The following is a 20,364-nucleotide window of genomic DNA, read 5'->3' as shown; positions in this document are numbered from 1 at the left end:
CGAAGGGGGCCGGTCACCCCGGCGTTCGGGTGATGCGGCACCGCCCCGGGCGCGGCCGACCGGGTGTCCGCATGCCGGAATGCCACGATCGTCGCGCGGGGGACCGGCTTGCCCACCAGCTGACAAGGAGAGGGTGTGTCCCACCACCTGAGCGGTCCCAATCTGCGCTCCCCGAAGGGCGACGCGCGACTGGACCTGACCGACGTGTTCGTCTTCCCCGCCGCCGAGTCCGGCCGCACCGTCCTGATCATGGACGTCAACCCCTTCGCCCCGACCCAGGGCGACGCCTTCCACCCCGACGCGGTCTACCGGCTGAACGTGGACACCGACGGGGACAACCAGGCCGACCTGGCCTTCAGCTTCGTCTTCGCGCCGCCGCGCGACGGCCACCAGACCGTCACCGTCCACCGCGCCGAGGGCGCCGACGCCCGCCGTCACGAGCCCGCCGGACCGGCCGTCATCTCCGGCGCGGCCGTCGACTTCGGGCGCACGCCCAGCATCGTCAGCAGCGGCGGCTACCGCTTCTTCGCCGGCCTGCGCAGCGACCCGTTCTTCGCCGACCTCGACGGCATCGTCAACGACTTCCAGTGGACCGGCAACGACTTCGGCCTGGACAAGAACGTCTTCGGCATTGTGCTCGAGGTCGACGACGACGAGCTCGGCCCCGGCCCGATCGGGGTCTGGGCGCGCGTCAGCCTGCACGAGAACGGGGAGCTCGTCTCCGTCGACCGCGGCGCCCACCCCTCGCTGACCGCCTACTTCAACGCCGAGGACGTCAAGGACGCCTACAACGCCGGTGAACCGGCCCAGGACTGGGACACCTATCGGGAGGCGTGGACCGCGGTCCTCGCCCACACCGGCGGCTACGGCCAGGCCGAGGCCGAGGCAGCGCTGCGCACGGTCCTGCCCGACATCCTGCGCTACGACCGCTCCCGCCCCACCGCGTACCCCAACGGCCGCACCCTGCGCGACGACGTGACCTCCGCCCGCCTCGCCATGATCTCCAACGGCAGGATCACCGACGACCGCATCCCGCCCCACACCGACCTGCTGTCCGTCTTCCCCTACCTCGGCGTCCCCCACCCGGTCACTCCGTAACCCCGGGCCTCCGGCCCGGTCGTCATCCGGGAGGGTCCTTCGCAAGGGCCCCTTCCGCGCCGCGCCGCTCGCCTCGCCTCGTCCCGGACCCCGGGCCTCCGGCCCGGTCGTCATCCAGGCGGTGGGGCCTTCGCAAGGGCCCCTTCCGCGCCGCTCGCCTCGCCTCGCCTCGTCCCCGACCCGGGCCTCCGGCCCGGTCAGCGGCCTGGCAGGGAGTCCTTCGTTCGGGTGGTGGTGTCCGCCAAAAGTGGAGTTGTGAGGTGGGCGGGTAATACGGTCACGGCGTGATCGCCGACCTGACGCCGGCCGACCTGGTGACGGACCCGGCCGACTGCCTGCCCATCTTCGAGGAGCGCGTGCGCGCCGAGCAGCGCCGTCTGGCGCTCCTTCAGGAGGTGATCAGGGAGCTGCGCAGCATCGAGCAGGCGCGCGCCCGCCTCCAGCTCCTCCTCGACGGCGACGCCTCGGCCCTGGACCTGCCCGAGCCCGACTTCCCGCTCGCCGGCCTGTCCGGCCTGTCCGGCCTGCCGGACCTCGGCGGGCGGGACCCGCGCGAGCTGGTCTCGCCGGTCGCGCTCGTCCGTGCACCCGGCCGTGGCCGCGCCGCCTCCGTCCCGGGCGCCCGCTCCGGCGCGGGCGGCGGCGCAGGTCGGCAGGGTGGCCGTCGCGGCCGCCCCGGGCGGCACCTCGACCGTGCCATGGAGGTCCTGGCCGCCGAGCCGGACCGGCGCTTCAGTGCGCCGCAGATCGCGTCGATGATCGGCGCCGACGCGGACTGGCTGCGCTTCGTCCTGCACAGCGCGGCCAATCGCGGGCTGGTCCAGCGCCACTCCCAGGCACGCCCGATGGGCGGTCGCGGACGCCCCGTGGTGATCCAGTTCAGCGCGGCCCGGCCGACCCATCCGGGCTCCGGCTGAGCCTGCCTCAGTCGCAGGCGGCCGCCGCCAGGAACCGCTCCCGGTCGACGACGGCCCGGTCCACCTCGCCCGAGGCGACGATCCGGTCCGCGCCGTCCACGGCCCGCACGTGGAACGTCAGTCGCCGCCCCTCCGAGCCGCCGGACACCTCAGCGCTGACGCTCACCCAGCCGCCGACCGGCGTGGCGCGCAGGTGCGTGATCCGGACCGCCGTTCCCACCGTGGTCGCTCCGGGCCCGACGAAGGGCGCGGCCGCCCGCACCGTCGCGGCCTCCAGCCACGCGACCAGCCGGGGCGTGGCCAGCACGGGCACGTCGCCGCTGCCCAGGGCGATCGCGGTGTCGGTCTCGGTCACCTCATGACGCATGCCGTCAGGCTACCGTCCGGGGGCGGGGACAGGCCGGCAAGAGCCGCGCCCCCACGTCAGCCGCTGTCGCCGATGGACACGATGACGGCGGCGGCCTGCCCGGTGGGTGTCCGGTAGGTGACGTCGTCGCCGGCCCGGTGGCCCAGCAGCGCGAGTCCGAGCGGGCTGTCGGAGGTCACCAGAGCCTCGTCCGCCTCGTTCGCCACCACGCCGACATGCAGCGTCTGCGTCGTCCCGTCGCCGAACCGCACGGTCACCGTGCTGCCCACGCCGACCTCGTCCTGGCGCGGCGGCCCGGCCTCCGCGGCCTGGCGCAGGCGCAGGTGGACCGCGTCGATCCGCGCGTCCAACCGCGCGACGTCCGTGGCCCGCTGCAGCTCGTCCGCCTGGTCGGCGCGGTCGCCGGCGGAGTCGGTCACCCCGAGCGTCTCCGCCGCGGCCCGGCGTTCCTCGCGCAGGTCGGCGAGCTCCTGCTCGAGCGCCCGGCGGGCGGAGAGGCTGATCGGCTCGGGTTCGCTGCTCATGGGCTGGCTCCCGGGAGGGAAGAAAGGAACAGAAGGGACCGGACAGTGACAGAACACCTGATTCCCACCGTTCACGCAACGCCGCGCCGCCCCCGTGCAGCGTTTGTCCGGCCCCGGCGGGGGAGCGCATGCTGGACGCAGGGCCGAGGGCGCAGGCTCCGTCGGCCCGGCGAGGTGAGCCCATGGAGACGGTGATCTGGACGTCCGGCCTGACCAAGCGCTACCCGCGCGCGAGCGGCCCGGCCGTCGACGGGCTGGACCTGGCCGTCGGACGTGGAGAACTGTTCGGGCTGCTCGGTCCCAACGGGGCCGGCAAGACCACCACGGTGGGCATGCTGACCACCCGGGTCGTCCCCACGGCCGGCCGCGCGGTCGTCGCCGGCCTCGACGTCGTGGCCCGGTCCACGCTGGTCAAGCAGCTGATCGCGGTGGTGACTCAGCAGAACACCCTGGACCGTTCGCTCACCGTGCGCGAGAACCTGTACTTCCACGGCCTGCTGTTCGGCATGCCCTCGCGTCGCGCCCGCGCCGCCGCCGACGAGATGCTGGAGCGGTTCCGCCTGGCCGCCCACGCCGACGACGACGTCTTCATGCTCTCCGGCGGCATGGGCCAGCGCCTGATGGTGGCCCGGGCGATCCTGCACCGGCCGGCCGTGCTCTTCCTGGACGAGCCGACGGCGGGCCTGGACCCTCAGAGCCGCCTCGCCCTGTGGGAGGTGCTCGCCGGTCTGGTCGCCGAGCGGCAGACGATCCTGCTGACCACGCACAACATGGAGGAGGCCGACCGGCTCTGCGACCGGGTGGCCATCATCGACCACGGCCGCGTTCTCGCCCTGGACACCCCCGCGGCGCTCAAGCGCAGCATCGAGGCCGACACCCAGGTGACCGTCCAGCTCGCCGCCCCCGACGCCGCCGCAGCGCTCCCGGACGGTCACGGCCCGGACGGTCGGGGCCCGGACGGTCAGGGCCCGGCGCTGGCGGCGTTGCTCGCCGCCCGCGTGCCGGGGGTCGTCCGCACCCGCGTCGTGGACGGCCGGGTGGAGCTCCAGCTGCGCGGCCGCGACCGCGTCCTGCCGCGGGTGCTGGAGGCCGCGGAGTCCGGTGGCTTCCACGTCGCCGACCTCTCGGTCGCGCAGACGACGCTGGAGACGGTCTTCATCCGGCTCACCGGCAAGGAGCTGCGGGACTGATGAGCGCCGAGACCTTCCCGACCGCGGCCGCCACCCCCGCGCCGCCGCCCGCCCCGGCGGCGATCCGCCCGGAGCGCTCCGCCGCGGCCGCGAGCCGTGCCGCGCTGCGCGCGCTGATCCGGCGGGACCTGACCGTGCTGCGCAAGAACTTCGGCGAGTTCGTCGGCCGGACGATCATGCAGCCGCTGATGCTGGTCTTCGTCTTCCTCTACGTCTTCCCGACCATCGGACAGGGGGTCGGCGCGGGCACGGGCCGGGCGGGGGAGTCGGCCTTCGCGACGGTGCTGGTGCCGGGCGTGGTCGCGATCTCGATCATGTTCCAGGGCATCCAGTCGGTGGCGATCCAGCTCTCGCAGGAGTTCGGCTACACCCGCGAGATCGAGGACCGGGTCCAGGCGCCGTGCCCGATCTGGCTGGTGGCCGTGGCCCGGGTGCTGTCAGGGGCGACGCAGGCGCTGATCTCCGCACTGATCGTCTTCCCGATCGCCGCCGTGGTCCACGCCCCCGGCGTGCACGCGCATCTGAGCGTGCACTGGTGGGTCGTGGTCACCCTGATCCCGCTGGCCTGCGTCGCCATGACCTCGCTGGGTCTGGTGCTGGGTACCACCTTCGAGCCGCGCAACATCGGCCTGATGTTCGGCTTCGTGGTGCTGCCGCTGGTCTTCCTCGGCGGCACCTACTACCAGTGGACCCGCCTCGGGGCGGTGCACGTGGGAGGCTTCCACTGGCTACAGGTGCTGGTGCTGGTCAACCCGCTGATCTACATCGCCGAGGGCATGCGGGCCGGTCTGACCGACGCCGCGCACATGCCGCTGGTCGCCGTCTACCCGGTGCTGATCGGCTTCTGCGCGCTGTTCCTGGGCGTCGGCCTGCGCAACTTCCGCCGCCGCGTGCTGTCCTGAAGGCTCGCCCTACCGGCCCGTGCCGCGGGCGCGCCGGAGCAGCCGGCAGGCCACCGTCGACAGGGTCTCGCGGGGCGGGCCCGTCGGCGCGGACCGGCCGTGCAGCCAGGCGTCGAACAGCGACAGCGGCGTGTCGCGGCGCACGGTGAGCCGGCACAGCCGCAGCGGGTCGTCCGAGGTCGTGCTGAACGCGTCCGCGGTGGCGCACGCCGCGTCCCAGCCGGCCAGCCGCACCGCCCGGCGCACCATCGGGCCGTGGTAGCCGAACGGGTAGGCGTACGTGGCGACCTCGTGGCCGAGCGCGTCCTCCAGGTCCTGCTTGCACCCCTCGACCTCGGCGTGCAGCGCGCGCCCGGAGAGGGTGTCCAGCGCGGCGTGGGTGCGGGAATGGCCGCCGATCTCGACGCCGTAGGCGTCCAGTCCGGCGACCTGGCGCCAGTTGAGCATCATCGCGGGAGGCAGCCGCGAGCCGGTGGGACTGCCGCCGGGCGGGTGGATCGCGCCGGTGACGACGAACAGCGTTGCCGCCAGCTCGCGGGCAGCGAGCATGGGGGCCACCGTCCAGTAGAAGTCGGCGAAACCCTCGTCGAAGGTCAGCACGACGGCCCGGGGCGGCAGTGGGGGCCCGCCGCGGATCGTGGAGACCAGCCGGCGCAGCGGGACCACCGACATCTGCGCCCGCACCAGGTGGTCGAGTTGCTCGTCGAAGCGGTCGGGGCTCACCGAGAGCGGGGCCGCCCACTCGGGCGGGTTCTCGGCGACCGAGTGGTACTGGAGGATCGGCACGACGCTCACCGCGCGCCGTCATCTCCTTCGTCGGCGTCGGTGTCGGCGCGGCCGGTGGTCGAGGCCACTCCACGCGGGTGTCCATGCGGCCGCGCCGACGCCGGCACGTTTTCGGGGCTGTGCGTCGTATGGGCGGCGGGGCAGGGGCAGGCCGCGTCGGAGCTCCGGCCGCGCCAGCTCATCGGGGCAGGCCCGTCCGTCAGGCCGATCGCGGCCAGCCACCGGCGCACCGGGGCGAGGGCGAACACGGCGAGGACGAGCAGGACCACGGCGGCGACCGTGAGGTAGCTGCCGAGGATGTCGGTGGGGTAGTGGTCCCCGAGGTAGACGCGCCCGAAGCCGACCGCGAGCGCGAAGAGCACCCCGGCCACGGCGCCGACGCGGCGCAGCCGCCCCGTGCCGGCCAGGGCCGAGACCACGATCACCAGCAGCAGCGTCGCGGTCGTGTCGTGGCCGCTGGGGAAGCTGCCGGAGTTGTCGGGCGGCTGCACCCACAGGGAGGCGGGCGGCCTGGGGCGGTCCACCACGGCCTTGAGCACCAGGGCCAGCGTCCACGCGGCTCCGGCCGTCACCAGCAGCCGCGTCGCGGCCAGGCGCCGCCCGCGCAGGACGAGCACGCCGATCCCGAGCACCAGCGCGGCCACCCCGACGACCTCGGCCGAGGCGTCTGTCAGCCACCGGAAGGCGTCCGTCGTCCCGGCCGTCCGCCACGGCGCCACGGCCCGGTCGATCCGCAGGTCCAGCCGGGTCATCCCGGCGACGTGCACCAGCGCCGCGAGCACGAGCAGCGTTCCGAGCACCGTGAAGCCGGCCAGCGCCGGCGGGCCCGGCCGCAGGCCGCCGTCCGGCGCGGGGTTCCCGCCGAGGCGCGCCTCACCCGGCCGGTCGGTGCGCGGCCGTGGGCGCTGTGCGTCCGTCGCCGACCGGTGCGGGGGGCGGAAGCCCGAGGTCGCGGTCATCGTGGTGCCTCCTCGGCCGGGCGCGCGGAGCGGGCCAGCGCGCGGCAGACGGTGTCGACCTGACGCTCGGTGAGCGCGGGATGCATGGGCAGCGACAGCAGCCCCGGGAAGAGCGCGTCCGCCCCGGGGAAGCCGCCCGCCGGGCACAGTGCGGTGCGGCGGAAGTACGGCATCCGGTGCAGCGGAACGAAGTGCACCGAGGTGCCGATGTGCTGCGCGGCCAGCCGCTCGACCAGCTCGTCGCGCCCGCGGCCGAAGCGTTCCTCCAGCACCCGCACCGCGTACAGGTGCCAGGCGTGCCGGCCCTCGGCCGGCGCCAGCGGCAGGCGCAGGCCCGGGACGTGCCGCAGCCGTGCGGTGTAGAGCGTGGCGAGGGCCTCGCGGCGGCGCTGCCACTCGGGAAGATGCCGCAGCTGCATACGGCCGATCGCGGCCTGAAGGTCCGTCATGTTCGCCTTCAGGCCCGCCTCGTCGACGGTGTAGCGCCAGCTTCCGCCGGGCTGGTAACGCCGCCACGCGTCCGACGACATGCCGTGCAGGCGCGCGCGGTGCACCCGCTCGGCCAGCTCCGGGTCGTCGGTGGTCACCATGCCGCCCTCGCCGATCGGCAGGTTCTTCGTCGCGTAGAAGCTGAAGCAGGCGGCCCGGGTCAGGGCCCCGACGGGCCGGTCGCCGACGTAGGTGTCGAGCGCGTGCGCCGCGTCCTCGACGACGAGCTCCAGCGGGAGCCCGGCCGCCGCCGCGAGCTCGTCCAACGGGGCGGGCGCACCTGCGAGATGGACCACGACCATGGCGGCGGGTTTTCCGCACCGCACGACCGCGCGGGCGGTCGTCAGCGCGGAGGGCATGCCGGTGCGCGGATCCACGTCCACCAGGACGGGCAGCAGCCCGGCGTGCAGCACCGCGTGCGCGGTGCCGCAGAAGGTCAGAGTGGGGACCAGGACCCGGCTGCCCGCGGGCAGCCGCAGGGCCCGGAGGGCCAGTTCGAGCGCGGCGGTGCAGGAGCTGACCCCGACCGCGTACGCGGCCCCCACGTACGCGGCGAACTCCCGCTCGAACAGGGCGGTCTCCGGGCCGGTGGTCACCCAGCCGGAGTCGAGCACCCGCAGGGCGGCCTCCCGCGCCTCGGCGCTGATCTCGGTCCGCGCGAACGGCACGGGTTCTTCGGGCTCGGGCTGTCCGGCACGGGTCGAACCGCCTACGAGGCGCCCCTCGAAGACGCGGTCCGCAGGACCGTCGGGGAAGGACCGGCTGACGTCCATGGCTCGCTCCTCGTCCGGCGGTGGACCCGCCGGACCTCTGACGCTAGGCCCCGGGCGCCCGCTGCGGATCACGCAAAGGTACGAGGCGGATCTCGCCCCGCCGCATGAGCCCCAAGCCGCCGTGCGCTGCCACGATGAGGGCACCTCCTCGCCGGTGCGGTCCTGCGGGACGACCGGGACCGCATCGGCGGGGCCGTCCAACAGCGAGTTGGCCATCGGAGGTCGGCGGATGGAACTCAACGAAGCGCTGCACCGGATCGTGATCGGCCACTGGCGGCTGCTCATGGTGCTGACGCTGCTGCCCGTGCTCGTCATCGGAGCACTGCAGATGCGGGCCAGGCCCGGCTATGCCGCGACCGCCCGCCTGCAGGCCTCCAACCAGACGCCGAGCACGACCACCGAGGCCGACGCGGTGCTGAACCGTGCCCAGGGGTTCGCGACCAGCCAGTCCGTGGTCGAGAGGGCCCTGCAACAGGCAGGGATCACCGACCGCACCCCGACGAAGATCGAGCAGGAGACCTCGCTTTCCCGGGTCGGCACCTCGACCGTGCTGAACCTGACGATCACCGACGCCGACGCGCGTACCGCCGTCGCGGTCGACTCCGCGCTGGCGACGCAGCTGGTCACCTACCTCAACGGCGGACCGCAGACCACCAGCGACGCCTCGCTGGTCAGCCAGCTCACCGGCCAGGAGCAGGCGCTGCTCGGGCAGCGCAGCCAGGTCGCGGCCCAGCTCGCGCTGGCCCGCTCGACGGCGGAAAGTTCCAAGCTCTCCGCGCAGCTCTCGGCGATCGACCAGCAGCTGGGCGCGGTGCAGGCGGAACTGAACGGGATCAACAACAACTCGGCCTCGGTCATCTCCCAGCCCTCCGACGCGCACCCGGCGAAGTCCTCCATGGTCACCGACGTCACCCTGGGCGCCCTGCTCGGCCTGGTCACCGGCCTGCTGCTGGCGAGCGTCACCGAGACCGTCCGGCCGCGCGTCGCCGACGCCGGCGCCTTCGGCCGGGAGCTCGGCGCGCCCCTGCTCGGCGGCATCGCGCTGGACCGTGACCGCAAGGGTGACGAGGACGGCGACGAGGGCGCGGTCGTGGTCCCGCCCGAGACGCGCGTGGGTGTCCGCCGCGCCGTGGCGCACCATCGCGTCGGCACCCTGGTGCTGACCGGGCCCGACCCGGACCACCGGCTGGCCCGCGTCGCCGCCGCGCTGGAACGCGAGCTCGGCGCGCGGGGCGGCTTCGCCGGACGGCCGCAGCAGCCCACCCTCAACGGCGACGGGGCCGGTGCGCACGCGGCCGCGGGCCGCGCGGCCCAGCACGCCGCAGCAGGCGCGCTGCTCGGTGCGGCGCAGCTTCTGGAGGCCCCGGAGTTCACCGACCACCCCGACCTCGCATCCACCCGCCCCGTCCGGGTCCGCGTCCTGTCCGAGCTGGACGACGCCACCGACCGCGCCGCGTGGGACGAGCCGGGCCGTGAGGGGCTGCTGGTCGTCGTGCCGGACCTGGCCTCCTACCGTGAGCTGCGCCGCATCCGCCACCTCGCCGACGCGACCGGCTGGCCGCTGGTCGGCGTCCTTGGCCTGGAACGTGACCGCAGGCGCGGAAGGCGGTGAGCCCGATGACCACCATGGCAGGCGAGAGCCCCCGGATCAGGCTCGTATGGGGGACCGACGGCGAACGACCGGCTCCCCAGGGCCCAGGTGCCGCGACGCTGGGCTTCGCGGGGTCGGGCCACCGCGCTCCGGGACACGAAACCCTGGACTTCGAGCGACTGAGCCGCGAAGGAGCGGGCCGCGAGGAAGCGAGCGACGAAGGGCGGCGCCAGGATGGGCTGGGCCCGGACGGGCTCGGTTTCGACGGGCTGGGCTTCGACGGGCTGGGAGCCGTGCTGCACGCCGCCCTCGGCCTGCTGGCCGCAGGCGGCCGGATCCGCCTGGTGCGGCCCGGCGAGGGTGCCGACATCGTCCACACCGTCGGCGGGGGCGCCGCCGCGCGCGGCAACGTCGAGGACGGCGCCGCGCACCGGGTCCACACCCTGCCCGCCGTGCCGCTGCACGCCGCGCGGACGCTGCTGCCCGGCTGGTGGTGGGGGCGCCGCGAGCGCCGCCGCGTCGGGCCCGGCGCCACCTGGCTCGTCCACGGCCGCGTCGCGGCCCAGCTGCTCGTCGCCTCCGGCGCGGCGCCGGGCGAGCAGGTGCACTGGTTGCCGATCGTCGCGCCACTGGGCTGCCACACTGACGGGTCCGTCGACCGAGCGGCCGTCCGCGCCCGGCTCGGTGTGCCGCCCGGAGTCGTGCTGGTCCTGGAATGCGCACCCGACGGCGGGCTCGACACGGCCTCCCCGTGGGAACGCTTCCTCGCCGCCGACCGCCGCGACGTCATGACCGTGCGCTGCGGGCTGCCGGGCCTGGCTGCTCCTTTCGACGCGCTCGTCCCCGCCGGCTCCGGCGGCGGCCACCCGGGCGGCCCACTCGACCACCGGCTCGGCGCCGCGCGGGCCGGCCGACCAGGGTGCGTGGCCGTGGACCTCGGCGCCGCCGACGCGCACGTCCCAGCCTTCCCCGAACTGCTGGCCGCCGCCGACCTGTTCGTCGCCGGGCGGCGTAACCTGACCGCGGCCAACCCCGGTGTCGCCGCGGTCGCGGCCGGAGTGCCGGTCATCGCGGTGACGACCGACAGCACGGCGGAGCTGGTGCGCTCCGGCCGCAACGGCTTCGTCGTCCCGCCCGCCCCGGCCGCCGTGGCCGAGGCCGTCCACGCCTACCTGGCCGGCGATCTTCCGCACCTGCGGACGCCGGTGGCGTCCGGCCGCAGCGGGCCCGCTCCGGACTCCGTCCTGGAGGAGCTCGCCCGGGGCCTGCTGCGCGCCTACCACTGCGCCCTGACCCACCACGCCGACCGCCGCGCCACCGACCGCGCCACCATCGCCGGGCCCGCCCCGGTCCCGGCGGGCTGACCGGCCGAGCCGGCCGAACCGGAGAGACGACCATGCAACTCGTGCACCGCGACCACCACAGCCGCCGCCCCCGCACCCTGCGGCCCCAGGGCTGCCGCACGCTGATCGTCGGCGCGGGCGACGCGGGCCGCACCCTCGCCCACGACCTGCTCGAGACCCCCTCCTACGGTCTGGCCCCCTTCGGCTTCCTCGACGACGATCCCGCCAAGCGCCGCGTCGACCGGCTCCCCGTCCTCGGCCCGCTCTCAGCCCTGGCCTCCGTCGTGCAGGGCGAGGCGGTCGACGTGGTGATCGTCGCCATCCCCTCCCTGCCGCCGCTCGAACTGGCCGCGCTGCTGCGCCAGGCCGCCGACTCCGGCGCCCGGGTGCGTTACCTGCCGGCCTTCCACGCCGCCGTGCAGCGCGGCAGCCGCGCCGGGGACCTGTGGGAGGTCTCCCCGACGACGCTGCTCGGACGCGAGGAGATCAACGTGGTCCGCGCGGCGACCCGCTCCGTCGTCGCGGGCCGCCGGGTGCTGGTCACCGGCGCGGGCGGCTCCATCGGCAGCGAGCTCTGCCGGCAGGTGCGCTCCTATCACCCCTCCGCGCTCTACATGCTCGACCACGACGAGTCCAACCTGCATCGCCTCCAGCTGGAGGTCACCGGCAAGGCGTTGCTCGACACCGACGAGCTGCTCGTCGCCGACATCCGCGACCGGGCCCGGGTGGACCAGATCTTCGCCACGCTCCGCCCCGAGGTGATTTTCCACGCCGCCGCCCACAAGCACCTGCCGCTGCTGGAGCTGCACCCCTGCGAGGGCGTCAAGTCCAATGTGGCGGGCACCCAGAACCTCGTCGAGGCGGCCGTCGCGCACGGCGCCCGCCGCTTCGTCCTCATCTCCACCGACAAGGCCGCCGCCCCGACCTCGGTGCTCGGCGCCACCAAGCAGCTCGCCGAGTTGATCGTCCGCAGCCACGCCGGTGAGGGCACCGGCGTCGGCTCGGTGCGCTTCGGCAACGTGCTCGGCAGCCGCGGCTCCTTCCTGCACGTGCTCGCCCACCAGATCGCCAACGACGAACCGGTCACCATCACCGACCCCGAGGTCGACCGGTTCTTCATGACCGTCGAGGAGGCTGTGGGCCTGGTGCTGGAGGCGGCGGCGATGGCCGAGGCGGGGGAGACCTTCGTCCTGGACATGGGCGAACCGGTGCGCATGGTCTCGCTCGTCGAGACGTATGCCGCGCTCGTCGGCAAACCGGACGTGCAGATCCGCTTCACCGGCCTGCGGCCCGGCGAGAAGCTCAACGAGACGCTGTTCGCCGAGGCCGAGGAGAACGTCCCCACCGCCCACCCGCGCATCTCCGCCACCCGCGGAGCCGTTCTGCCCGACGACCTCGACACCGGCCTGAAGGAGCTCTACGAGGCCGCAGAACGTAACGACGGCGGCGCCGTCCGGCGCCGGATGGCCGCCCTGCTGCCGGAGTACCGGCCGCCGCTGCTGACCGAGCCGGCCGCCCGCGACCTGCTCGACACCCTGTGGCTGGACGACTTCTGATGCGCGCCGCACTGGTCCAGGCCGGAGAGCGGCTGGTGGTCTCCTGCGCCGAACGGCGGATCGCCCACCTGCTCGCGGAGGCCTGCCCGGACGCCTGGCACCCGGTCGGGAACACTGTTCCCGACATCGAGGTCTTCGTCTCCGCCGAGCGCGCGCCGATGGACCTGACCGGGGCCGAGCCGCTCACCCGCGGGGCCTGGCTGCGGCGCGGTGACGTGCTGCTCACCAACGCCGCCGGCAGCGGCTTCGACCTGGGCGTGCGCGTCGAGGGTGACCGGTTGCGCGTCGAGGCCCGCTGGCGCCCGCCGCTGCGCGAACACGCCGCCGCCTACGCGCTGCGCTCCCGCTTCCACCTGCTCGCCCGCGCCGCGCTGGTGCAGTACCCGGCACTGTGGTGGGCGGGCCGTCGTGGCCGCGCCCCGCTGCACGCCGCCGCCGTCACCGTCGGCGACGCCACCTGCCTGCTGGCCGGACCCGGCGGCATCGGCCGCTCCACGCTGCTGCTCCAGGCCGTCGCGGCCGGGGAGCACGCCTGCTCGGACAACCTCTGCGTCAGCGACGGCATCTGGGCCCACGGCCTGATCGAGCCCGTCCGCGTCGAGGGCGGCGGTGGCCGCCGGATGGCCTACGGACGCAGCGAACGCTCCCTGCCCGGCCGCGTCGACGCGCTGCGCCCGGACCGGCTGGTGGTGCTGCGGCGCTCCAACGCCGCCTGGCCGGTGGTCAACCCGCTCGCGCCGACCGCCGCCGCGCGCGCCGTCACCGCGGGCACCTACATGGCCGGTGAACTGCGCCGCTACTGGGCCTTCGCCGCTGCCCTGGCGCTGGGCACCGGCATCGGCCCGAGCCACCCGGAGGTCGCCGAGACCGCCGCCCAACTCGCCGCCCGGCTGCCCGCCTACGAGATCGTGCTCGGCGCAGCCCCGAGCGCGGGCCTGGCCGAACTGCTCGCCGACGCCTCGGCGGTCATGTCATGACCGCGCTGCGGATCGCCACCGTCATCACCCGGATGCAGGCCGGTGCCGGGGTGGTCGCCCTGCGCGGTGCCCTCGCCCTGGACCCGAGCCGTTACACCGTCACCTTCGTCGCCGGCAGCGGCGACCGGCTGATCGACGAGGCACGGGCCGCAGGCCTGGAGGTGCTGCTCGAACCGTCCCTGCGCGCGCCCATCGCCCCCCGCGACGACCTGCTCGCCCTGCACCGCCTCACCCGCCTCTTCGCGCGGCGCGGCTTCGACGTCGTGCACACCCACAGCTCCAAGGCGGGCGTGCTGGGACGCACCGCCGCCCACCGCGCGGGTGTGCCGCGCATCGTGCACACCTTCCACGGCTTCCCGTTCCACGAGTTCCAGTCCGCCGCCCGCCGTGAGGCCTACGTCCGTATCGAACGGCGCGTCGGCCGCTTCACGGACGTGGCGCTGTGCGTGGGCACCGCCGTCTCCGTCGAGGCGGTGCGGCGCGGACTGGTCGGCCCCGAACGGGTGCGCACGATCGCCATCCCGGTGCCCACGGGCGCGACCACCGTGACCCCGCAGACCCGCACCCGTGCCCGCCGCGCCCTCGGCCTGACGGCCGACGGGCCGGTCGTCGGCGCGGTGGGCCGCCTCTCCTACCAGAAGGCACCCGAGGACTTCGTCGCCGCCCTCCTCGCCCTGGACCGGCCGGACGTGACCGGGGTCTGGATCGGCGGCGGCGAACTGGCCGACCGCATGACCGCGCTGGCCCGCGAGGCAAGGCCCCGGGCCCGCCTCGTCCTCGCGGGCGAACGCGGTGACGTGCCCGACCTGCTGCCCGCCTTCGACGTCTTCGCCCTGCCCAGCCGCTACGAGGGGCTGCCTGTGGCGATCTGCGAGGCCATGGTCTGCGGCGTCCCCGTCGTGGCCACCGCCGTCAACTCCGTGCCGGACGTGGTCTGCCCCGGTGAGTCGGGGCTGCTGGTCCTGCCCGAGCGCCCCGGGCAGCTGGCGGCCGCGATCGGGTACCTGCTCGACCGGCCCGCCGACGCCGCGCGCATGGCGGCCGCCGCCCACGCCCGCATCGACGACCGCTTCACCGAACGCGCCCTCGGCGAGACCCTGACCGCCGTCTACAGCGACGGCGCGCCGCAGGCCACACCCCTCGACGCGCCGTCCGGGAACCACCCCGGGCCCGTCGACCGCCACCACGCCGTCTTCCAGTAGCAGGAGGGGACATGCGCATCGACGTGTTCTCCGCCCACCCGGGCGCCCGCACCGGCTCCGACCCCACGCGCCCCTTCGCGCCACTGGGCCCGGCCGACGACCTCACCGTCTTCGACAGCCCCGACGCCCGCGCCGATCCGGCGCTGCTGGCCAGGCTGCGCGACGGCACCGCGACCGCCGACCTCGCCGCCCCGCCCGTGGTGCTGCCGGACTTCTGCCACAAGGAGAAGTCCGAGATGCCCTCCAGCATCGCTGTAGCCACCCGCGACGCCATCCGGCCCGCCCTGACCGACGCCGCCCTCAACTGCGGCATGGCGCTGGCCACCCTCGACATCGAACGCCCCGGCCCCGCCGCCGTCACCGACTTCTACCGGCGTGTCCGCGAGCGCTACCCGGACCCGCCCGGCTGGCACCCCGAGCTCAGCCGCGACGACGTGCTGCGGGCCGCCGTCACCGGATCCGGCTTCGCCGCCGACCGCTACGGCATCGACCGCCACGACCTGGACCGCGTCGAGGAGTTCGGCGTCCTCCCGGTCGACCGCTACGGCGGCGCCCGCCGCGCGCGCCGTGAACTGCCCTGGCTCTGCGTCCAACTGGCCCGGCTGCGGTTCGGCTCGATCGGCCCCAGCACCCACTTCCTGGAACTCCAGGAGGTCGAGGAGGTCTTCGAACCCGAGATCGCCGCCCGCCTGGGCCTGCACCAGGGTCAGGTCACCCTCCAGTTCCACAACGGCGGCGGCGTGCTGACCAGCCAGATCGGCGAGCTGTACGCGCGCCGCAAGGCCGCCTCGACGCGGCTGCGCGCCCAGATGTCGGTGCAGAAGCCGCTCACCCACCTGCTGGCCGGCTCCCCGCTGCGCGCCCGGCGGCGCTACGAGGCCTACTTCACCGCCGGCTGCCCCTCGGTGGCCGCCGACTCCGACGAGGGCCGCCGCCTGATGCTGGCCCAGCGGCTGTCGATGAACTACGGCTTCGCCTACCGGCTCGCCACCTATGCCACCCTGAGGGCCTTCGCCGCCCAGGCCTTCGGCGACGAGGCCGCCCTGCGCCTGGTCGTCGACTCCCCGCACAACTCCGTCTACGAGGAGCAGGTCGACGGCGCTCCCGCGTTCGTGCACCGTCACAACGCCGCCCGCGCCTGGACCCCGGAGCTGATGCGCGGGCACCCCGCGTTCGCGCGGACCGGACAGCCGCTGCTGGTGCCCGGCACCAACCGCACCTCCTCGTTCCTGTGCGTGCCCGCCCCGCAGGCCCGGCGCAGCCTCTACACCGCCTGCCACGGCACGGGCAGCATCATCAGCGCCTTCGCCCGCGACGGCCGCTCCGGCGCCGACCCCTACGGCCGCCACACGCTGCGCTACGGCTACTCCGACACCGCGCCGCAGGAGATCCCGCAGCTCGACGACCTCGGCGTCGACGCCGCCCTCGACATCCTCACCGGCAACGGCCTGGTCAAGCCCGTCGCCCGACTGCGCCCCTTCGCGGTCCTGACCTGACGGCGGGTGGCGACATGGCGATCGAGCTGCAGACGACACCGGACCGCACCGGCCCGCCCCGCACCACGCCCGCGACCTGGCAGGACCTGCTCCCGCCCGACCGCCGATACGTCGCCCTGCCCTCCCGCGACGACCCGGTCGTCGTCGCTCTCGACGACCGGCCCGTGCTGGCCTACCTGCGCACCTCGCTGCTCACCGTGCCCCCGCACAGCCGCCTGCCCGGCTGGGCCTTCGCCGCCGCCTGCGCGCTGCTGCGCCTGCCGCCGACCTGGCGGCTGACGCCTCATCTGGCCTCCGCGCCGCGCGCGGGCGACCTGCCGCGCCCGACGGTGGGCGCACCCGGACAGGCCATCGTCGACCTGCTCGCCGCCCACGACGGCCGGATCCTGCTGCTGCGCCACAGCCACGATCCCGACGGCAGCACCCTGCTGCTCCTGTTCGGCCCCGCCGATCCCACACCCCGGCTGGCCGTCAAATTGCCCGCCCGCCCGGGCGCCGCCGCCCGCGTCCTCGCCGAGGCGGACCGGCTCGACATCCTGGCCACCCTCCCGATCGGCGTACTGCGCCGCACCGTGCCCGAGGTCGTCGCCCTGCTGGGCCACCCCGGCCAGCCCGCCCTGGTCACCACCGCCCAACCCGGCACCCCCATGCTGGTCGGCTACCACCGCCACGGACACACCGCGCATCCCGACGCCGTCCGGGCCGACCTGAGGGCCGCCCTCGCCTGGCTCACGGCCTTCCAGGCCGCGACGGCCGGCGAGCCCGCGCCGCTCGACCTCGCCCCCGGGGTGCCGGAGGCCCTGGCCCGCCACGACGGCGCCCACCCACGCCTGGAGCACCTCGCCGCCCTCGGCCGCCGCCTGCGCCGCCACCACGCCCGCCAGGTCGCCGTCCACGGCGACTACTGGCCCGGCAACATCCTCACGCTGCGCGGCACCGTCAGCGGCGTCGTCGACTGGGAGCGGTCGCTGCCCTGCGGCAGCCCGGTCCGCGACCCGGCACGCTTCGTGCTCAGCTACTCCCAGTACCTCGACGGTCACACCCGCCCGGGCCACCGGGTCCGCGGCCATGCCGGCCTGCTCGGCGGCGGCCCGGCCGCCTCCCTCGCCTATTCCCTCGACGGCTCCGGCTGGTACCCGGACCTCGTCCGCGCCTCCCTCACCGGGGCCCTGGCCCGGGCCGGCGTCCCCACCTCCTGCGCCCGCGACACCGTCCTCGCCGAGCTCGCCGCCCTCGCGGCGGAGGCCACCGACGAGCCCTACCGCGCGGGCCTCCTCGCCGCCTTCGACCGCCTCACGGGCCTGCCCGGGGAGGTCGCGCCATGACGACGACCGCGCTGCTCCCGCGCCCCGCCCCCGACGCCTCCCCGGAGCCGGAGGCGCTGCCGGCCGCCGCGCCGAAGCGCGGCACCTCGGAGCGGGCCGCCGTGGTCGCCGCGTCGCTCGCCATGGTCTTCCAGCCGATCCTGCAGCCCACCGGCCCCGGCCACACCTCGCCCGTCGACCTGTTCACCCTCGCCACCCTGCTCTTCACCGGCGTCTGGGCCGCGACCTGCGGCCGCCGCCTCGGCGCGCCCTATGTGCTCCCCATGTCCCTGCTGATCATCGGCGGCGGCATCGCCGGGCTCGCCGGGCCGCTGCCAGGTACCTCGCTGCTCCAGCTCGTCCAGGACCTGGTGCTGATCGCCTGGACCGCCGCCCTGTTCAACCTCGCCCGCCGCCCGCACGCACTCGGCACGTTGACCGCCGCCCTCGCCTACTCCGCCGTCGGCTGGGCCGCCCTGCTCGACCTCGCGTCCGTCGCCCACATCAGCGCCGTCGAAGGGATCTCCGAGGCCGACGGCAACCGGCTGCTGTTCACCTTCGGCGACCCCAACTACGCCGCCGCGTACTGGGTCGTGGCGATCCTCGTCGTCTACGCCACCCGGCGTCCGCGCCGCCGCGCCGCGCGGCTCGCGGGGTACGCGCTGCTGCTGTGGGCGTTCGCGCTGTCGGAGTCCAACGGCGGCCTTCTGGAGCTCGTCATCGGCGTGGTCTTCGTGGCGGCCGTGCGGGTGTGGCGCCGGCACGGGCTGGTCGCCTCGATCGCGATGGTCCTGGCCACGGCCGCGCTGCTGACCACGGCCCTCAACGCCGTGCCGCTCGGCACGGTGCAGAACTGGGCCGCCCAGTCCGGACAACCGCTGCTGGTCAACTCCATCGGCCGCAGCGACAACAGCACCTCGCAACGCGGGACCCTGATCAGCGAGTCGATGCAGCTCTACTACTCCAACGGCGTCCTCGGCACCGGCCCGCGCACCACCAAGCAGCTGTTGACCGACCGCCAGTACCCGTACGCCAAGGAGGCGCACGACGACTACCTGGCCGCCCTCACCGAACGCGGACCGCTCGGCGTCATCGGCATCGTGACGCTCGTCCTCGCCGGGGTGATGCGCTCCGGCCGGGTCCTGCGCGCACCTCCGGGCCGCGGCGCCTTCGGTGCACAGGTGCCACGGCCTGCGGGGCTGGTCGCCGCGCTGCTGGCGATGGCGGTGGCCGGGGCCTATTACCAGGTGCTGCACTTCCGGTTCGTGTGGATCCTGCTGGCCTTCGTCGCGGTCCTGGCCGCGGGGCCGGCCCGGGAGCTCGTAGCCCGGTCCGGCAGGTTCCCCGCGCCCGGTGCGGCGCCGACGCGCCCGTCCCCGCCCCCCGCGCCGCCGTTCCGCTCCGCCGCGCTCCGCCCGGCACCGCCCGCTCCAGCGCCGTTCTCCTCCGTTCCGTCCCCACCGTCGCCGCCCCGGCCCGCCGCGCCCCCGCCCGGGGCGGGCGGCCGGCCGCCCGCCGCGCCACCGCCGCCGACCACCCTGAGCGGCCTCTCCCCGGCGCTCCGCGCCCCGGGCTCGCCCGGACACCGTCGAGCGCCGGGCCCCACCGGCCTGGGACGCCGCAGCGTGGTGACCAACCTCGCCGCCCAGGGCGTCGCGCTGCTGGTCGTCTCCGTCGCCAGCCTGCTCGTCGCCCGCCTGTCCGGCGCCGCCGTGCTGGGCCAGTACACCCTGCTGCGGGTGCTGCCCTGGCTGGTGGGCGTCGTGGTCAGCTGCGGCCTGCCGGTCGCCTCCACCTACTTCCTCGCCGCCCGCCCGGACGACCGCCGGCTCCGGCCGACCCTGGCCGTCCTCGCAGCGGCCGGGGCCGTCCTGGGCACGGCGCTGTGGCTCGTGCTGACACCGCTGCTCCAGCGGGTGCTCTTCGCGGGCCTGCCCAAGACGCTGATCGCTCTCATGGGCGTCACCGTGGTCACCCAGCTGCTCACCGTCTGGGGCAAGGCCTGCTGCCAGGGCAGCGGCGACATGCGCGGCGCCAACCTGGTGATCGTCTGCGAGGAACTGCTCTTCCTGCCCGCCTACGCCGGGGCCCTCGCCCTCGGGCTGCACGGCATCGAGGCCGTGGCGGCCGGCATGGTCGGCGGCGGCCTCGCCGCCACCGTCACCGCCCTCACCCGCCTCGCCCTCACCGGCTTCGGCCGCGGCTGGGCCCGCCCCACCCGCGAGATGGCCGGCGAGGTGCTGCGCTACGGTGCCCGAGGACAGCTCGGCAACGTCCTGATGCTGGTCAACCTGCGCCTGGACTTCGTCGTCCTGGGCGCGCTGGCCGGACCGGCCGTCCTCGGCGTCTACGCCGTCGCCTCGAAGTTCGCCGAGCTGATGCGGCTGCCCGCCGCCGCGCTGAACTACGTGCTCTACCCGCGCTTCGCGCGCCAGGAGCCCCGCGAGGCCTCCGCCGACGCCCGCCGTCTGCTGCCCCGTGCCCTGGCCGGGACCCTGCTGCTGACCCCGGTCGTCGCCGGTGCCGCCGTCCTGGCCCTTCCGGTCCTGTACGGGCGGGCGTTCCACGGCGCCGTGCTGCCCGCGCTGATCCTCCTCGTGGGCCTCGCGGTGGAGGGCGCCGCGGCGGTCTCCTCCGCCCACCTGTGCGGCGTCGGCCGCCCAGGTGCGAACTCGCTCGGCATGGGGGCCGGGGTGGTCATCACCGTGGTCCTGGACATCCTGCTCATCCCGCGCCACGGAGCGGTGGGTGCCGCCGTCGCGTCCAGCGTGGCCTACCTCGTCACCACCAGCATGCTCACCACGATCAGCCACGCCGTCGCCCGCCGCGCCTCCAACCGGGCCGCGCCGCCGACCGCGTCACGCGACGAAGAGGAAGAGGAGGAGTGACC

At 75.2% G+C, this 20,364-nt stretch carries 17 protein-coding genes; 12 read left to right on the top strand and 5 right to left on the bottom strand.

Annotated features, from left to right (window positions below):
- Nucleotides 1–135 precede the first annotated feature (135 nt).
- Both ABH931_RS21170 and ABH931_RS21165 read left to right on the top strand, forming a co-directional pair.
- Nucleotides 136–1,098, top strand: coding sequence for a DUF4331 family protein (locus ABH931_RS21170; protein ID WP_370115510.1), 963 nt, complete (start codon nucleotides 136–138; stop codon nucleotides 1,096–1,098).
- A 284-nt stretch (nucleotides 1,099–1,382) separates the two neighbouring features.
- Nucleotides 1,383–2,015, top strand: coding sequence for a hypothetical protein (locus ABH931_RS21165; RefSeq protein WP_370115509.1), 633 nt, complete (start codon nucleotides 1,383–1,385; stop codon nucleotides 2,013–2,015).
- Between the two features lie 7 nt (nucleotides 2,016–2,022).
- Here the strand turns inward: ABH931_RS21165 and ABH931_RS21160 are convergent, their stop codons facing one another.
- Nucleotides 2,023–2,382, bottom strand: a complete 360-nt coding sequence (locus ABH931_RS21160; protein ID WP_370115507.1) for a thioesterase family protein — start codon at nucleotides 2,380–2,382, stop codon at nucleotides 2,023–2,025.
- A gap of 56 nt (nucleotides 2,383–2,438) precedes the next feature.
- Nucleotides 2,439–2,906, bottom strand: coding sequence for a GreA/GreB family elongation factor (locus tag ABH931_RS21155; RefSeq protein ID WP_370115505.1), 468 nt, complete (start codon nucleotides 2,904–2,906; stop codon nucleotides 2,439–2,441).
- Between the two features lie 182 nt (nucleotides 2,907–3,088).
- Here ABH931_RS21155 and ABH931_RS21150 point away from each other — a divergent pair, with 182 nt between their 5' ends.
- Both ABH931_RS21150 and ABH931_RS21145 read left to right on the top strand, forming a co-directional pair.
- Nucleotides 3,089–4,096, top strand: coding sequence for an ABC transporter ATP-binding protein (locus ABH931_RS21150; RefSeq protein ID WP_370115503.1), 1,008 nt, complete (start codon nucleotides 3,089–3,091; stop codon nucleotides 4,094–4,096).
- Nucleotides 4,096–4,998: an ABC transporter permease gene (locus tag ABH931_RS21145; protein ID WP_370115502.1), complete on the top strand. Its 903-nt coding sequence runs from the start codon at nucleotides 4,096–4,098 to the stop codon at nucleotides 4,996–4,998. The genes ABH931_RS21150 and ABH931_RS21145 overlap by 1 nt, the downstream gene beginning before the upstream one ends.
- A 9-nt stretch (nucleotides 4,999–5,007) precedes the next feature.
- Here the strand turns inward: ABH931_RS21145 and ABH931_RS21140 are convergent, their stop codons facing one another.
- The 3 genes from ABH931_RS21140 to ABH931_RS21130 are packed head-to-tail and all read right to left on the bottom strand — an operon-like array spanning nucleotide 5,008 to nucleotide 8,005.
- Entirely contained in the window at nucleotides 5,008–5,793 is a 786-nt protein-coding gene (locus tag ABH931_RS21140) for a polysaccharide deacetylase family protein (protein ID WP_370115500.1), read from the bottom strand.
- Nucleotides 5,790–6,743, bottom strand: coding sequence for a phosphatase PAP2 family protein (locus ABH931_RS21135; protein ID WP_370115497.1), 954 nt, complete (start codon nucleotides 6,741–6,743; stop codon nucleotides 5,790–5,792). The genes ABH931_RS21140 and ABH931_RS21135 overlap by 4 nt, the downstream gene beginning before the upstream one ends.
- Nucleotides 6,740–8,005, bottom strand: coding sequence for a DegT/DnrJ/EryC1/StrS family aminotransferase (locus ABH931_RS21130; RefSeq protein WP_370115495.1), 1,266 nt, complete (start codon nucleotides 8,003–8,005; stop codon nucleotides 6,740–6,742). The genes ABH931_RS21135 and ABH931_RS21130 overlap by 4 nt, the downstream gene beginning before the upstream one ends.
- 229 nt (nucleotides 8,006–8,234) lie before the next feature.
- Between ABH931_RS21130 and ABH931_RS21125 the strand changes: the two genes are divergently transcribed.
- The 8 genes from ABH931_RS21125 to ABH931_RS21090 are packed head-to-tail and all read left to right on the top strand — an operon-like array spanning nucleotide 8,235 to nucleotide 20,362.
- Nucleotides 8,235–9,617, top strand: coding sequence for a hypothetical protein (locus ABH931_RS21125; RefSeq protein WP_370115494.1), 1,383 nt, complete (start codon nucleotides 8,235–8,237; stop codon nucleotides 9,615–9,617).
- 5 nt (nucleotides 9,618–9,622) lie between these two features.
- Entirely contained in the window at nucleotides 9,623–10,960 is a 1,338-nt protein-coding gene (locus tag ABH931_RS21120; protein ID WP_370115492.1) for a glycosyltransferase, read from the top strand.
- A 32-nt stretch (nucleotides 10,961–10,992) separates the two neighbouring features.
- Nucleotides 10,993–12,495: a polysaccharide biosynthesis protein gene (locus ABH931_RS21115; RefSeq protein WP_370115490.1), complete on the top strand. Its 1,503-nt coding sequence runs from the start codon at nucleotides 10,993–10,995 to the stop codon at nucleotides 12,493–12,495.
- Nucleotides 12,495–13,472, top strand: coding sequence for a hypothetical protein (locus ABH931_RS21110; protein WP_370115488.1), 978 nt, complete (start codon nucleotides 12,495–12,497; stop codon nucleotides 13,470–13,472). Before ABH931_RS21115 ends, ABH931_RS21110 begins: the two co-directional genes overlap by 1 nt.
- The gene (locus tag ABH931_RS21105) at nucleotides 13,469–14,674 is read left to right on the top strand and encodes a glycosyltransferase (RefSeq protein WP_370115486.1); all 1,206 of its coding nucleotides are present in this window, start codon (nucleotides 13,469–13,471) and stop codon (nucleotides 14,672–14,674) included. The genes ABH931_RS21110 and ABH931_RS21105 overlap by 4 nt, the downstream gene beginning before the upstream one ends.
- An 11-nt stretch (nucleotides 14,675–14,685) precedes the next feature.
- Nucleotides 14,686–16,170, top strand: a complete 1,485-nt coding sequence (locus ABH931_RS21100; protein WP_370115484.1) for an RtcB family protein — start codon at nucleotides 14,686–14,688, stop codon at nucleotides 16,168–16,170.
- Nucleotides 16,171–16,184: 14 nt separating this feature from the next.
- Nucleotides 16,185–17,495 (top strand): aminoglycoside phosphotransferase family protein, encoded by a 1,311-nt coding sequence (locus ABH931_RS21095; RefSeq protein WP_370115482.1) that lies wholly within the window; start codon nucleotides 16,185–16,187, stop codon nucleotides 17,493–17,495.
- Nucleotides 17,492–20,362 carry an O-antigen ligase family protein gene (locus ABH931_RS21090; protein WP_370115480.1) on the top strand — a complete coding sequence of 957 codons (2,871 nt, stop codon included), beginning with the start codon at nucleotides 17,492–17,494 and terminating at the stop codon, nucleotides 20,360–20,362. The genes ABH931_RS21095 and ABH931_RS21090 overlap by 4 nt, the downstream gene beginning before the upstream one ends.
- Nucleotides 20,363–20,364: the final 2 nt, after the last annotated feature.

The organism is Streptacidiphilus sp. MAP12-33, from assembly GCF_041261265.1.
GTDB lineage: Bacteria > Actinomycetota > Actinomycetes > Streptomycetales > Streptomycetaceae > Streptacidiphilus.
The sequence above is the reverse complement of the archived record's forward strand: the minus strand, read 5'-3'. Positions and strand labels throughout refer to the sequence as shown.

Bases quoted from the DNA above. Each gene is read 5' to 3' on its own strand.
- ABH931_RS21160 (WP_370115507.1), bottom strand. From the start codon at position 2,382: ATGCGTCATGAGGTGACCGAGACCGACACCGCGATCGCCCTGGGCAGC.
- ABH931_RS21155 (WP_370115505.1), bottom strand. From the start codon at position 2,906: ATGAGCAGCGAACCCGAGCCGATCAGCCTCTCCGCCCGCCGGGCGCTC.
- ABH931_RS21150 (WP_370115503.1), top strand. From the start codon at position 3,089: ATGGAGACGGTGATCTGGACGTCCGGCCTGACCAAGCGCTACCCGCGC.
- ABH931_RS21145 (WP_370115502.1), top strand. From the start codon at position 4,096: ATGAGCGCCGAGACCTTCCCGACCGCGGCCGCCACCCCCGCGCCGCCG.
- ABH931_RS21135 (WP_370115497.1), bottom strand. From the start codon at position 6,743: ATGACCGCGACCTCGGGCTTCCGCCCCCCGCACCGGTCGGCGACGGAC.
- ABH931_RS21130 (WP_370115495.1), bottom strand. From the start codon at position 8,005: ATGGACGTCAGCCGGTCCTTCCCCGACGGTCCTGCGGACCGCGTCTTC.
- ABH931_RS21125 (WP_370115494.1), top strand. From the start codon at position 8,235: ATGGAACTCAACGAAGCGCTGCACCGGATCGTGATCGGCCACTGGCGG.
- ABH931_RS21120 (WP_370115492.1), top strand. From the start codon at position 9,623: ATGACCACCATGGCAGGCGAGAGCCCCCGGATCAGGCTCGTATGGGGG.
- ABH931_RS21115 (WP_370115490.1), top strand. From the start codon at position 10,993: ATGCAACTCGTGCACCGCGACCACCACAGCCGCCGCCCCCGCACCCTG.
- ABH931_RS21110 (WP_370115488.1), top strand. From the start codon at position 12,495: ATGCGCGCCGCACTGGTCCAGGCCGGAGAGCGGCTGGTGGTCTCCTGC.
- ABH931_RS21105 (WP_370115486.1), top strand. From the start codon at position 13,469: ATGACCGCGCTGCGGATCGCCACCGTCATCACCCGGATGCAGGCCGGT.
- ABH931_RS21100 (WP_370115484.1), top strand. From the start codon at position 14,686: ATGCGCATCGACGTGTTCTCCGCCCACCCGGGCGCCCGCACCGGCTCC.
- ABH931_RS21095 (WP_370115482.1), top strand. From the start codon at position 16,185: ATGGCGATCGAGCTGCAGACGACACCGGACCGCACCGGCCCGCCCCGC.
- ABH931_RS21090 (WP_370115480.1), top strand. From the start codon at position 17,492: ATGACGACGACCGCGCTGCTCCCGCGCCCCGCCCCCGACGCCTCCCCG.